At 44.8% G+C, this 13171-nt stretch carries 14 protein-coding genes; 5 read left to right on the forward strand and 9 right to left on the reverse strand.

Annotated elements, in window-relative coordinates:
- Nucleotides 1-226: 226 nt before the first annotated feature.
- Together HMPREF0083_RS19350 and hepT are read right to left on the reverse strand one after the other, a co-directional pair.
- The gene (locus HMPREF0083_RS19350) at nt 227-889 is read right to left on the reverse strand and encodes a helix-turn-helix transcriptional regulator (protein WP_021623384.1); all 663 of its coding nucleotides are present in this window, start codon (nt 887-889) and stop codon (nt 227-229) included.
- 98 nt (nt 890-987) lie between these two features.
- Nucleotides 988-1419 (reverse strand): type VII toxin-antitoxin system HepT family RNase toxin, encoded by a 432-nt coding sequence (gene hepT / locus HMPREF0083_RS19355; protein ID WP_021623385.1) that lies wholly within the window; start codon nt 1417-1419, stop codon nt 988-990.
- Between the two features lie 338 nt (nt 1420-1757).
- Between hepT and HMPREF0083_RS19360 the strand changes: the two genes are divergently transcribed.
- Nucleotides 1758-2033, forward strand: a complete 276-nt coding sequence (locus HMPREF0083_RS19360; RefSeq protein ID WP_040303947.1) for a DUF3055 domain-containing protein — start codon at nt 1758-1760, stop codon at nt 2031-2033.
- Nucleotides 2034-2104: 71 nt separating this feature from the next.
- Complete coding sequence (locus HMPREF0083_RS19365; protein WP_051354728.1) at nt 2105-2434, forward strand: hypothetical protein; 330 nt, start codon at nt 2105-2107, stop codon at nt 2432-2434.
- A gap of 104 nt (nt 2435-2538) precedes the next feature.
- Here HMPREF0083_RS19365 and HMPREF0083_RS27415 read toward each other — a convergent pair whose 3' ends face one another.
- A complete protein-coding gene (locus tag HMPREF0083_RS27415; RefSeq protein WP_040303949.1) occupies nt 2539-3000 on the reverse strand; it encodes a YutD family protein in 462 nt (153 codons plus the stop codon).
- A 140-nt stretch (nt 3001-3140) separates the two neighbouring features.
- Between HMPREF0083_RS27415 and HMPREF0083_RS26575 the strand changes: the two genes are divergently transcribed.
- Entirely contained in the window at nt 3141-4262 is a 1122-nt protein-coding gene (locus HMPREF0083_RS26575) for a YhcN/YlaJ family sporulation lipoprotein (RefSeq protein WP_021623390.1), read from the forward strand.
- Nucleotides 4263-4322: 60 nt separating this feature from the next.
- On the opposite strand, the gene lipA is transcribed toward HMPREF0083_RS26575, so the two are convergent.
- A complete protein-coding gene (lipA, locus tag HMPREF0083_RS19380; protein ID WP_040303983.1) occupies nt 4323-5189 on the reverse strand; it encodes a lipoyl synthase in 867 nt (288 codons plus the stop codon).
- Nucleotides 5190-5369: 180 nt separating this feature from the next.
- Between lipA and HMPREF0083_RS19385 the strand changes: the two genes are divergently transcribed.
- Both HMPREF0083_RS19385 and HMPREF0083_RS19390 read left to right on the forward strand, forming a co-directional pair.
- Nucleotides 5370-6395: a M23 family metallopeptidase gene (locus HMPREF0083_RS19385; RefSeq protein WP_021623392.1), complete on the forward strand. Its 1026-nt coding sequence runs from the start codon at nt 5370-5372 to the stop codon at nt 6393-6395.
- An 18-nt stretch (nt 6396-6413) separates the two neighbouring features.
- Nucleotides 6414-6917 carry a L,D-transpeptidase gene (locus HMPREF0083_RS19390; RefSeq protein ID WP_021623393.1) on the forward strand — a complete coding sequence of 168 codons (504 nt, stop codon included), beginning with the start codon at nt 6414-6416 and terminating at the stop codon, nt 6915-6917.
- A gap of 18 nt (nt 6918-6935) precedes the next feature.
- On the opposite strand, the gene HMPREF0083_RS19395 is transcribed toward HMPREF0083_RS19390, so the two are convergent.
- The 5 genes from HMPREF0083_RS19395 to HMPREF0083_RS19415 form a co-directional block, all read right to left on the reverse strand.
- A complete protein-coding gene (locus tag HMPREF0083_RS19395) occupies nt 6936-7484 on the reverse strand; it encodes a class I SAM-dependent methyltransferase (protein WP_167331587.1) in 549 nt (182 codons plus the stop codon).
- Between the two features lie 91 nt (nt 7485-7575).
- Nucleotides 7576-7806 carry a Rossmann-fold NAD(P)-binding domain-containing protein gene (locus HMPREF0083_RS19400; RefSeq protein ID WP_040303953.1) on the reverse strand — a complete coding sequence of 77 codons (231 nt, stop codon included), beginning with the start codon at nt 7804-7806 and terminating at the stop codon, nt 7576-7578.
- Nucleotides 7799-9316, reverse strand: coding sequence for a carboxypeptidase M32 (locus tag HMPREF0083_RS19405; RefSeq protein ID WP_040303954.1), 1518 nt, complete (start codon nt 9314-9316; stop codon nt 7799-7801). The genes HMPREF0083_RS19400 and HMPREF0083_RS19405 overlap by 8 nt, the downstream gene beginning before the upstream one ends.
- Nucleotides 9317-9419: 103 nt before the next feature.
- Nucleotides 9420-11384: a methyl-accepting chemotaxis protein gene (locus HMPREF0083_RS19410; RefSeq protein WP_021623397.1), complete on the reverse strand. Its 1965-nt coding sequence runs from the start codon at nt 11382-11384 to the stop codon at nt 9420-9422.
- Nucleotides 11385-11779: 395 nt separating this feature from the next.
- On the reverse strand, nt 11780-13093 hold the full coding sequence (locus HMPREF0083_RS19415; RefSeq protein ID WP_040303955.1) for a phytoene desaturase family protein: 1314 nt from the start codon (nt 13091-13093) through the stop codon (nt 11780-11782).
- Nucleotides 13094-13171 lie beyond the last annotated feature (78 nt).

The following is a 13171-nucleotide window of genomic DNA, read 5'->3' on the forward strand; positions in this document are numbered from 1 at the left end:
GCAAAACATCTGGGTAGACGCGAAGAGGAAGACAAAAGGCCTTGTTTGTGTCCCGTTGTGGCGGCCTTTTCCTCTTTGGACAATCAACACCCTTGGTATCTTTCTTTGGACAATCAACACCCTTGGTATCCATAGAATGGATAGAAAAGAGTGACGCGTACGGTGTGCGTCCCCTTTGTTTTTCTGCGTGGAGCGTGCCCCCTCTTTCTTCCACCCTCAAAACACATCACTGTTTTTTTTCGATGCTTTCTTCATCTTTTTCATCAATGACATATACGCAATTATCGCCACCGGTCGCCATGCATTGCTCTTGCTCAACCTTGGCACCGAGTACATTCTCAAATAGCGTTTTTTCACAATTACAAGCGTATGTGTACTCCTTGGCCACAGTTGAAATCGGACAATTGGACTCAATGAAAATATACTTACCGGTTTCCTCATCTTTCTTCAACTCGGCCATATACCCTTTATCATTCTGCATCTTTACAAGTGCTTCCAGCTTTGTCTCAAAACCACTGTCGGAAGGCACGATATCACGATACAAATTCTCCTGCCGCTCCTGGCGAAGCTTAAACAACGCTTCAACCATCTGTGCCCCTTGCATTTCTTCGATGTCGCTAAGAAATTCCAACGTAAGATCCTGGTAATTCTTAGGAAACATGTTGTCGGCTTCTTCAGACAGGGAGTATATATTAGTTGGACGTCCCATTGCCTGACGCAGCAAACGCGCTTGAATCAGATTGTCTCGTTCCAGCGTATTAAGATGACGGCGCACAGCCATTTCCGTAATGCCCAGCTCTTGCGCCATGTCTCCCACTGTCATCGAGCCTTTCATCTTCAACATATGCATAATTTGATTGCGCGTAGAAGAGGATTTGTCCTTGTTCATCTTCCCTCACCTTCCTCCTCTATATTCTACCCGATTTCATGAAATAAGTAAATTTCTATACAATATAATATAAAAACTATCATCACAATGTTATTAAATTAGTACAGTTCTCGTTTCAAATAGTCACGAACATTTATTGGAAATTGCTGCAAGTGCGAGAAATGAGTTTGCAATATCGTATATACTTCCCCACTATTCACACTCGTATAGTGCGTAATCAGCTTCTTACGCATATTGACCACAGTTCTTAGCGTTTCTGCCATCTCCGCTTCAATTACCGTTTCATCCTCAAGAATATCTACGATATCTTCATAACTGCCCGGATCGCGCATAATGAAACCATCGATTAAGTAGTTTCCGACATCAGCCACCGTTTCAAGTGCGATATGCAGCGCTCTTTCCAGCGCAAGCTCCGTCAACCTGTCCATCTGCATTCCTTTTTCTGTATGTATAACAGGGGTAATAGCAGCAAGAACCTGTTCAAAATAAGATAAATGTTGTTCGATTTTCTCTACATTGACCTGGTACATCGTATATTCCACTCCTATTTCCTATTCTTTTTATTTTTTCTTTTGGATACGATAATTGTAATCACAAATGTCAAAACCAACAGGGTAAAAATCGTCACACCCTGCATGATATTCTCCATTTCCATTTCGTTCACTCCCTGTTCAATGCAGCCTCTTCTGACAGTATACCATGAGTTGCCAAGGATACATATTATAAGCACTAAGATTGCTTTGCCTATTGAAGCGTTGCTGCAATGACCCAGTTATCATATAATGGCCCATATAAAACTTTTATGGTCCAGGCATACAGAAATGGATGCCAATGTATCAGCCAAGCATATTTGACAGGAGGAAGACACATGGCACAACATGGAGATTGGACATTTCTATACGACAATAAAGAAGAAACAACGACAAGGTACGTAAGCTTCATCGGTGAAGAAGCTCGTCACGATATCGCAATTATCCAAACTCAGAACTTCTATGGCAAAAGCCTAGTGCTTAATATTCTGACCCACCGCATGGCAATTCTCGGTCAAAAAGATTTGGACGAACCGGGATATCTGGAAGAGGCATTCAACATGACAGAAGGCGAAGCAAATGAGCTGCGCGAATTCCTTCGTTTAAGTATCTAACTTTTTTGTATAAGTTTCCGGCTTCGGTTGGATACTACCCCTATCTTTTATCAATAAAGGAGGGGTTTTTCTTGTTATCCAGAAAACCGCTATCCGTTAGGCGTGAAGAACAATTCCGACCGCTTAAAACAGAGGAGAGCGTTATTCATACCCGCTATCCGGAAGAATTCCCGGAAGGTCCTTATGGAACCGCAGCGTTCTCTCATCCGTTCCTTGGTAAAGAATCATGGGATACTGGAGAAAAAGTGCAGTCCGCTTTCGCATACGAATACCGTTCACTTCACGAAGGCATACCGCGTCAGGATCCGGGCGCACATCCGACGCATGACAATCCAGGAGAGAATGAAGAACCGATGCTAAACGAAGTAAAAGCCGGACTAGATCAGAAACAGAAAGGCTAATTCCCCTACTCTTTCTGTTAATATCTCACTCATTGGACGCATCATCACATAAGAACGTAAAATGAGACCCGACTGAAAAACAGCTAAGGGTCTCATTTTTTACATTATTCCATATGAGCAGATTGCTTTTCCTTGTTTTCCTTCGATTCTTTTGGCTTGCCACGTCGCGAGCGGGAACGGCGTTTATCACGGCGTTTGCCATCTTTGTTACGCGGCGGCCTCTCTTCCGTTCTTTCTGCCGAATCTCCGCCGTCTAATTGTTCAGCTTCTTCCGCATCTTCCAATCGATTTGCCTGCTTTACTTTTTTCAGCAGGAAATATGAACAGCCGAAATTGCAATATTCCATAATGTATTCGTCAAAAAAACTAATCCGCGTGTCAAAGGGCGCCTTGCGGTTTGCATCTTCATAAAACCCTTTCAACCGAAGTTGGCCGTATCCCCAGTCGCCCACGATATAGTCGAACTTGGACAAGATATCACTGTATCGCTCTTTAAATGTTTCCTGGTTAAAGCCATCTTTATTTTCCTCAATTAATTCGTATACCTGGTCCTGGACCCGTATCACTTCAGTTGCCCCCTCTCTGCTCACCGCATCACCTTGGTGGCGTGCGACTCCTATTTTACCACAATTTCTGACGCTACACACAAAATTGCCACGAAAACTCCTGTCCCTCCCGGGCAACCTACAGGATAGGAGGTGCAACCATGAAAAAATTCTTCGCAGTGCTTTCCGCAGTTGGTCTTGCCGTTTCACTGGCCGCTTGTTCCCCGGCAGCGAATACAAAAACAAACGAGTATCGTCCGATGAACGTTGGACCAAATAATCCCACTGGTACAGTAACGGGTTATGATAAATATCACCGTTACAACAATGCTACCGGCTACAATTACGCTGGCGACGGCCGTTACGAAACGTACCGAAATGGCGTAATCAAGGACCAGACAGGTCATCGCCCAGGCGTTCTGTATGATTCAAGAGACAAAATCATGAGCGGTCAGGGAATGAATAATCTGGGCGTTAACAACTACGGACAACGCATGTATGGTACGACTGGAACGTATGGCACTACCGGAACATACGGAACAGGTATGTACGGTACACCTGGAACGTATGGTACTACCGGAACATATGGAACACCTCGTACAGGCATGTACGGTACAACCGGAACGTATGGCACTACCGGAGTAGATGGCTACACTCATAATGCGCATCAGTATTCGATTTACAAGCCAAAAACTCATAACTACAACGTGTTTACGCGCAGCAATCAGCCAAGTATCGGATATGCTCACCTGGGTGATACTCAAACGAGTACCGGCCATACGCATAAAGGAACAACCGTACAAAATCGTACCGCACCAAAAAGCAGCACACTGTCCCAAGGCAAGCAAGCCCATCATGACACCACTGCGTCAAACGTCTACGTTGACCGTCAGATGCTGGCTTCCGCTGTAGCTGGTGTAGCTAAGCAAATGCCTGGCGTTAAGCGTGCTACAGTGCTTGCGACGGACAACCAAATCTTCGTCGGCTGTGACACATCCGGCATGACTCCTGCTAACGCACAAAAATTGCTGGAAAAAGTACAAAAAGGCTGCGAAAACGTATCTCCACGCTATTACAAAGTGTACACGACCAACGATCACAAAGTTATTAACAAAGTCCAAAGCAATGTCAAGCAAATGGGAACAAAAACCGACCAGCAATTCGAACAAATGATTGGCCATCAAGCCAATTCGATGCACAAGCTATCGACAAACAGCGAATCAAACAAGGCCAGCAGTAGCAAAGCAAGCCCAACGCATAAACATCATCATATCAAGAAATAACGAACCAAGCCCAGACGCAACATGCGGCTGGGCTTATTCCATAATCGACCTTTCTTGCTTTTACAATGCTTTGGCTGCTGATTCTACCTGTTCATGCGCATGATAGGAACTGCGCACCAGCGGACCGGATTCCACATGCTTAAAGCCCCGTTTCAATCCTTCCTCCTTCAACCGTGCAAATTCATCCGGATGATAAAACTTTTTCACAGGCAAGTGCTTTGGCGACGGTTGGAGATACTGTCCAATCGTCAGGATATCCACATCGACCTGGCGCAAATCATCCATAGTCGCAATGATTTCTTCCGTTGTCTCACCTACCCCAATCATAATACTGGATTTAGTGGGGACCTTTGGCTGAAATTCTTTTGACTTGGCTAAAAGCTCCAGTGTACGATTATATTTTGCTTTCGAACGAACCCGATCTGATAAACGTTCTACCGTTTCAACGTTATGGTTGAGAATATCCGGCTTTGCATCCATTACGACCTTCAGAGCATCCCAATTGCCAAGGAAATCAGGGATTAACACTTCAATGCTGCACAATGGTGTCCGCTTACGGATCGCCTGAATCGTCTTAGCAAAAACCAGCGCACCACCATCCTTCAAATCATCACGCGCCACAGAAGTTACAACGACATGTGTAAGACCCATTTGCTCTGTTGCTTCTGCCACACGTTCCGGCTCCGCCAAATCAAGCTCAGTCGGAAGACCCGTTTTTACTGCACAGAATCTACAAGCTCGCGTACATAAATCACCCAGAATCATAAAAGTAGCAGTTCGATTCGCCCAGCATTCGTATATATTTGGACAACGCGCTTCTTCACAAACTGTATGCAGCGTCTTGCCACGCATCATTCGCTTTAGCTCTTTGAAGTTCTCGCCCGTATTCAGTTTGATTTTCAACCACTCCGGCTTGCGTTCTGCCATGAAGCGCTCATCTCCATTCATTATCGTTTTTCCTCTCTCCTATTGTAAAAAAGTACGGACGGTAAAGCAATTCCAAACGTTCTCCCGGTGAGCTGCTGCAAAGAGAGGGTACTGTTGCCATTATAAAATCAACGATACTGTACACACTAAGGAAAAGACTTTTCACTACGGGAGGACGCTATGAGATATAAAATATTATTTTTTATTCTCGCCTTGAGCCTTGTCTTTATCCCCGTTCCCATTCAAGCCGCATCTCCCGAAAAATCCACGGCAGAAATGCTTGCCAGGGAACGACAGGTACTTTTCGAGCATATGCAAGTGATTACCGGAACCCCTTGGTATTATCTGGCAGCTATAGATCAATACGAGCGCAGTATTCATAAAAAACCGAAAAAGAATGGCGATGCATCTGCTTCTTCTGGCCTTACTCGTAAAACAGGCATTATCTTCTCACCAGAAAGATGGTGCGGTTTCCTTAATCCGAATCCTGGGGATACGAATCCGGCCAGCATTTCTTTCTTCGGAGGTCTAGGCAAGGATGGAGATGGAGATGGCAAAGCAGACCCGGACAATGATCTCGATGTCGTATATACAATGGCCAGCTATGTAAGTAAATTCGGTTACACAGAAGATGACATTCGCATCGCGCTATGGAATTATTATGCACGAGATAAGAATGTAGAAATCGTCTCCGAACTTGCCTCTCTCTTCCGACATCATAATCGTTTATACCTGAGCGGAAGTGCATTCCCGGTTCCGCTTCATTATAATTACAGCTATCGCAGTACATGGGGCGATCCTCGTGGCTGGGGTGGACGGCGTATTCATGAGGGTACTGATATTTTTGCGGGCTATGGGACTCCTGTAAGGGCGACGAAGCATGGCGTTATTGAGACGATGGGCTGGAATCCGTACGGGGGCTGGCGTATCGGCATTCGCGATGTGGACTCAACGTACCACTACTACGCCCATCTTAATGGATTCAACAAAAAGTTCAAAATAGGCGATGTAGTACAGCCAGGTGATGTCATCGGATATGTTGGCAGTTCTGGATACGGTAAACCCGGTACTTCTGGAAAATTCCCCCCACATCTACACTACGGCGTCTACCGTGACAACGGCAAAACCGAATATTCTTACGATCCATATCCGCTCCTGAAACGTTGGGAGCGTGAAGAGTATAAAGCAAAAAAGAAGCAGAAATAAGGGGAAAGGTGAAGCACCATGCGCAGACCACTTTTCTCCGCTCCTTACATCATCTTCATCTTTATACTCTTCTTGTGTCTGCCTCCTTCTTCCAGCTTTGCACTTGAAGATGAGGTGCATATCGAAATCAATAAAACAACCAACCAACTGAGTATCTTTTTGAACGATATATCAGTCTATACGTTCCCTGTCGGTACAGGTAAAGACAAGCACCTGACACCGGAAGGAGAATTCATTATTATTACCCGGGTAAAAGAACCTTGGTATCTACCGAAAAACATTGCAGGGGGCAATCCTCGTAATCCCCTGGGTACACGCTGGCTGGGGCTGAACATACCGGGAACAAGCGGTTATAAATATGGGATTCACGGGACAAACAATCCGGCCAGTATCGGACATAATGTGAGTCAGGGCTGCATTCGTATGCATAATGAAGACATTGAATGGCTGTACCGTAATATTCCGCTAGGAACCCGGGTCGTTATCAAAAGTTCCCTGTCAAAAAACAAATCTGCCCCATAGACATCAGGGCAGATTTGTTTACATTTTATAGCAATAATATACGAACGCAGGCAAAAAGTTCAACGGAACGTATTTGATCTTAATGTCTTGAAAGGTCATGCGTAAATATTTGCGCATCTGCAAAGAAAATTGGAACATAATGAAGGCTCCACCAGGTTTCAAACAACGGTATACCAGCTCCATCAAATATTCATTCTGCTCTGCGGAAAACCATGAAACCGGAAGTGCTGAGATAATACAATCCAACTGTCCGATGCCCTGCTCTTGCATTGCCTCATGTAACGCAAAAGCATCTGCATACACAGGTAGCCGCGGAAATATATTTCGCAGGTGATTTTTTAGATTTTTTTCGTTTTCAAAGACGAGAAGCGATTGAATGGATGGACATTCATCTACAAGCGCTCGGGTCAACACACCCGTGCCCGCTCCTAATTCTGCCACACGCAAAGGCGCAAGCTGGTTCACATGGCGAGCAATATGATTGACAAGAAATGGGGAACTTGGAATTAGGCTCGCAACCTGAAGTGGAGAACGTAAAAAGCTTTTAAAAAAAAGCACTTTATCCATATACATCTTTTATCCTTTTCTCCATTTATCCTTTCCTTAGTTAACTTTACGCAATTATTACAAGCGTACTTACTTATTATTTACTTATACATTATTTTTTATCTACCTTTTTCCCCCCAAGAGAATAACGAAGGGTGGCATGCTTCATTACTGCGATATGTGCCACCAACTCCGCTACTTCTCGCGGATTTCCCAGTCTCATCTGCCCGGCAGCCAGATAAGAATCAAGAACGCCCATCATCGAGGTATACGGCGAAGTGCAGAGCATTGATTTGTATGAACCCGTCACCAGTGCGACAGGTCGTCCCTCTGGATTAAACAAGCTCATACACATCCGTATATTTATTCTCTAAATACGCCGTTAAATAGTCGGCATTAATCCCTTCTCCGGTAGCAGAACGTATAATCTCAGCCGGTTCCAGCATTTTGCCGTGACGGTGAACATGCTGCGTCATCCAACGAGTAATCATGTCAAATTCGCCGCGGCGCACCGCCTCTTTATAGTCTGGAAGCTCGCGGGCAAGCGCAGCCTCCAATTGTGCTGCATAAATATTTCCAAGCGAATATGTAGGGAAATAGCCGAAATCACCTCCAGACCAGTGCACATCCTGTAATGCGCCGCTCGCATCATCAGACGGTGTAATCCCCAGATAATCGTCCATCTTCTCCGTCCATGCTCCAGGCAAATCAGCAACTTGTAAATCACCAGTAATTAGGGCTTTTTCCAATTCGTAACGCAGCATAATATGCAAATTATAAGTCAGCTCATCGGCCTCAATCCGAATAAGGGACGGCTGTACTTGATTTACCGCACGGTACAACGTCTGAACAGAAGCGCCGGCTAACTGCTCAGGAAAAGCGGCGGCCGCATTCGGATAGAAATAGCTCCAAAAAGCTTCGCTGCGACCAATGATATTCTCCCAGAAACGGGATTGCGACTCGTGAATCCCCATCGAAGCCCCTTCCGAGAGCAACGTTCCGACAAGTTCAGGAGCAATATTTTGCTCGTATATTGCGTGACCTGCCTCATGGATTGAACTGAATAACGCTATCTGCAAATCCCGCTCATGAATCCGGGTGGTCACCCGTACATCACCGGGATTGAGTCCAATCGAAAAAGGATGTGCACTCTCATCTAATCGTCCCGCAAGGAAATCGTATCCAATTTTCTGCAGAACGAATTCACTGAATTTACGTTGTTCCAAAGCTGGATACTGCTTCTTCAAGTATGCCGTGTTCGATGCCTTACCTTTTTCCTGTATACGCTCCAGCAAAGAAACCGACTTTTTACGCAAATCCGCAAACAACGGATCTATCATCTCCACAGTAATTCCCGGTTCATACTTGTCAAGAAGCGTATTGTAACGATGTCCTTCATAACCCCAAATGTCAATGAATTGATTTAAGTAGTTAATAATCTTCTCCAGATATGGACGGAATGCCGCAAAATCGCTCGTTTGCTTGGCTCCCTCCCAAGCGACCTGCGCCTTGGAAGTAAGAATGGTATACTCTTGGAATAACGTTGCGGGAATGCTTTTATTTTTCTCGTATTCTTTTCTCATCTCCCGCACCATAGACTTCATTACCGGGTCCAATCCTATATATGTATCTTCTTCTTCGAGATGCGCGAGCATCTCTTGCATTTCTGGCGCAATGCTCATTTTGAAAAATTCAGTGGCAAGCATGCCAATTACTTCGGCCCGTTGCTCCTTTCCCTTAGGAGGTGCACCAGTCATCAAATCCCAGCTCAATACGGCATTTGCTTCTTTATAGTCAGCCATCTTTCTCACATAGGCACGAAATGCTTCTTCCGCATTCTTGTGATTTCCCATTATCCAAAAACCTCCTTTTTTTATAATACTTCTCCACTTTTCCTCTTCTACCCTTCCACCTTTCACAAGAATATAAGAAAAACTCATAAGCATTTCCGTTAGTTTATACAGTAAACTTACGAATGATTTCATGCAATTCGTCGGCCATTCTGGATAATGTTGCCGAAGACGAAGTAATTTCCTGCATGAATGCTGTCTGCTCTTCCGTTGCGGCGAATACAGTTTGGATATCAGCAGAATTAGCGTCAGTAATACGGTTTATCATCTCTATTGTAGCCGCGATTTCTTTTGCACCGGCTGACATCTGTTCAACTCCCGTATATACTGTCTGGAATTCGGCAGCCGCCTTGGCAATCGAATGTTGAATTTTTGAGAACAGGTTCCCTGCCGCGTCCACCACCTGAATTCCTTCTCCCACTTCCTTCGTACTCTGTGCCATCGACTGAACCGCAGCCTGTGTTTCTTGCTGAATCGCATGAATAAGGGAAGCGATTTGCCCTGCTGATTGTGTTGATTGCTCAGCCAGTTTGCGCACTTCATCCGCTACGACCGCGAATCCTTTACCATGCTCTCCGGCGCGTGCCGCCTCAATTGCCGCGTTCAACGCTAGTAAATTCGTTTGTGCAGAAATTGCGGTGATAACCTCAATAATCTGCCCGATTTCTTTTGAGCGGCTGCCAAGCCCTTTAACGATATCCGCAAGCTCATGTACCGTCTTATCAATTGCACGCATCTGTTCTACCGCTTGCTGAAGAGCCCGATTTCCTTCCTCCGCCATACTTCTTGTTTGCAATGCGGCATGATTGACACCCTGCGCATGTGCCGCCATCTCCTGAGCACCCTGCGACATGGAAGAAATCGTTTGGGCACTCTTCTCCATACCGTTTACCTGTCGCTCCGAGCTGGCTGCTACTTCTTGCATAACGCCAGTAATCTGCTCAGTAGCATAGCCAGTCTGCTCGGCACTCGCTGTCAATTCCTGTGAAGAGGAAGCCAACTGTTCAGATTTATGTTGCACTTCACGAATAAGCGATGCCAATGCATCCGCCATATGATTAAAGCTTTCACCCAGTTTGCCGAGCTCATCATCCGAACGCACTTCAATTCTCTCGGTTAAATCCCCTTTACTAATCCGATGTGCAACTGCATTTACTTTGCCGAGCGGCACAACGATGGAACGGATAACAAAGAAACTGCGAATCACGCCAAACAATACGGCTGCTGCAAGCACGCCCAGTGTTATCCAAAATATTGGACGCGCCTCCTCTTTCGCTTCGCTCACATTCATCGTCCCTGCAATTTTCCATCCGGTTAATTCATTCGTGGCGAAAAACATCCGCTTATCCTGACCATCCATCTCATATGTAAAGTCACCTGAATTTGAAGCGAACATATTCATTATATACTCGCCCTTCGCTTCCTCCCCGGCTTTTTGCACCGGATGGGATACATACTTTTTTGTCTGATCAAGGATGAAGGCATGTCCTTCTCGACCGATCGCTACCTGCTTTACATTATCTGAAAGCGCCTGCAATTTTAGGTCAATTCCTGTAACTCCGCCCCCTTGAGCCATCATCATAGACACGGTCACTACCATACCGCCAGACTCAGCGTCAACATATGGTTCGGTGATAGCAATCCCGCCCTGTTTCTCCATGGCTTTCTTATACCATATACGTGTGCGTGGATCATAGTCTTTCGGCAGGTTTCCGGCTGGCGTAAGCAGCATTTGACCATTTTTTAGTCCGGCAAACGTATGCAGGATTTCAGGATGCAAATTCTGAAATGCTGTAAGTTTACGGAGAACATCCACCGGGTCCACTTCGGCACCCGTTTCTTCTAAAGTAGCAGCCAGATACTCAACGTCTTTTATTCCCGGTTCAACATTGCGGGTAATAAGTGTATCCAGCAACTTTACGTTTTCTTTTGCACTATGGATAATTTGCTGTTCCACTTTTCTTTTCGCTGTCTCATATGAGGCTCCACCGATAACCAGGCTAGGAAGCAGCAGAATGACGGCGAACGCAACAATTAGTTTGTTTTTAATACTTTTTCTTGCTTTTTTCATGTTGAATTCCCCCCTTCTACTTATCTAGTAAAAAAGATACACTATTTCCTGACTTTTGGTAATAGAGAATATCGGCCTTTTTCTCTATATTTTAATGATTAATAAAGTTTTATATGTGAGCTTTTAATTCATATGTAAAAAAACGAGACAAAATTGTCTCGCTTTTTCTGCCAGTTTAATTTCGAAATGCCCACCGCATAAATTGGAATTGGGTGTTTCGATATATGTCACTTTCCTGTTTTACGGCGACATATCATTTGTTACCCATCAAAAAAAGCCGCCTTCTCAGGCGGCAGAGGAAAAGGGGGAGAATATAGGGAGACACTTACTCCTATAACTATTTTTATCTTTCCCCGTTTTCTTGTAAGCCAAACGAGCACATTTGATTTTTATAGCTATACGCACGAATATTTTTGCAAGATGAGCTTGCAGGCTTCGTATGCACTATGGAAAGACAACTCCGATAACTGTCCCTTGCCTTCGCACCAATCTCCCGCAAAAAATACATTGCGATAGTCCGGCAAGTAGAGCGGCATCGCTTCCTGGTTCATCGTCCATTTAATCTCCTGCGCTGCAGCTCGCTTGGACACACGCGGTACGATTAGATGCTCCCGCCAGCCTGTAAAGTGCTTGTCATACAAAGCCTCGATTTTCTCATGGTATTGCTGGACTCTTTCTTTGTCTTTCAAGTCTTCTTCTGTCAGGTACGCAATCGCCTGCAACAATTGACCGCCTTCCGGTACGCATGTTTCATCATAATGCGAAATATCTGTGATGAACATTTTATTATGTTTATCATAAATATACGTGTATGGCACTTCGATACGTTTTGACAGACCAATATCGTATACATACACATAGCTCGGTTCATAGCTGGAATATTGTTTAATGAAATGCTCGATTTTTGTGCCGCCTACGATTTTCTCCAATTCTTTCGGCGGAATGCAGAATACGAACTCCTGCCCTTTGAACACACCCTGTGTTGTCTGCACAGCCGTAACACGGCTATTCTCAGCTTCTACCGCTTCTACTTTTGCTTTCGTTACAACCGTACCACCATTCTCCTCAATTATGCGGACGAACTCATTAATAAGAGCCTGCCAGCCTCCTTCGATGTAAGCTACCGGTTTGTTCGTCGTAAACAAACGCTGGTAATAGTTGAAGAATACGTCTGAAGGAATCCGTTCAGGTTCACGTGTGAAGAAGTTAGAAGAAGCCAGGGTTAGCATCATATCCCGCACATCTGCACTGATGTCTTTCTCCTCCATCCATTTCTCGATTGACATGTGTGGATGGCCTTTTTCCATATGCAGCATTGTCTTAAAAATCTCAAACGTGAACTTGATTTTGCCAAGGCTGTTTAGTATTGAAGTATTAAACAGTCCTTGAATGTTCGCTGGCATAGACGTTATTTTGTCACCGATATCATACTTCGCTTTGTTCGGTTCAAAATCACGCCAGTCAATACGAATACCTAATTCTTTCTCGAATTTGCGCAGCACGGAGGTATCCCGCCCGTAAATTGCATGTGCACCGAAGTTAAATGAAAAGCCTTTAATTTTTAATGTAACGGCTCGTCCACCCAGATTACCCCGTTCGAGAACAACTACTTTCCTCCCCTTTTTCGCCAAGTATGCCGCCGCTGATAATCCGGCTAATCCTCCACCTACGACAACTGCCTCATAAAGGGTTTCTTCATTTGTTTCCATGTTGTCAACATCTCCCACTCTGCAAGTTAGTTTTACACTAGAATGGTGTTGTTATTATATTACCACCCAAATATGTCA

Source organism: Aneurinibacillus aneurinilyticus ATCC 12856, assembly GCF_000466385.1.
Classification (GTDB): domain Bacteria; phylum Bacillota; class Bacilli; order Aneurinibacillales; family Aneurinibacillaceae; genus Aneurinibacillus; species Aneurinibacillus aneurinilyticus.

Bases quoted from the DNA above. Each gene is read 5' to 3' on its own strand.
- HMPREF0083_RS19350 (WP_021623384.1), bottom strand. From the start codon at position 889: ATGAACAAGGACAAATCCTCTTCTACGCGCAATCAAATTATGCATATG.
- hepT (WP_021623385.1), bottom strand. From the start codon at position 1,419: ATGTACCAGGTCAATGTAGAGAAAATCGAACAACATTTATCTTATTTT.
- HMPREF0083_RS19360 (WP_040303947.1), top strand. From the start codon at position 1,758: ATGGCACAACATGGAGATTGGACATTTCTATACGACAATAAAGAAGAA.
- HMPREF0083_RS26575 (WP_021623390.1), top strand. From the start codon at position 3,141: ATGAAAAAATTCTTCGCAGTGCTTTCCGCAGTTGGTCTTGCCGTTTCA.
- lipA (WP_040303983.1), bottom strand. From the start codon at position 5,189: ATGGCAGAACGCAAGCCGGAGTGGTTGAAAATCAAACTGAATACGGGC.
- HMPREF0083_RS19385 (WP_021623392.1), top strand. From the start codon at position 5,370: ATGAGATATAAAATATTATTTTTTATTCTCGCCTTGAGCCTTGTCTTT.
- HMPREF0083_RS19390 (WP_021623393.1), top strand. From the start codon at position 6,414: ATGCGCAGACCACTTTTCTCCGCTCCTTACATCATCTTCATCTTTATA.
- HMPREF0083_RS19395 (WP_167331587.1), bottom strand. From the start codon at position 7,484: ATGGATAAAGTGCTTTTTTTTAAAAGCTTTTTACGTTCTCCACTTCAG.
- HMPREF0083_RS19405 (WP_040303954.1), bottom strand. From the start codon at position 9,316: ATGGGAAATCACAAGAATGCGGAAGAAGCATTTCGTGCCTATGTGAGA.
- HMPREF0083_RS19410 (WP_021623397.1), bottom strand. From the start codon at position 11,384: ATGAAAAAAGCAAGAAAAAGTATTAAAAACAAACTAATTGTTGCGTTC.
- HMPREF0083_RS19415 (WP_040303955.1), bottom strand. From the start codon at position 13,093: ATGGAAACAAATGAAGAAACCCTTTATGAGGCAGTTGTCGTAGGTGGA.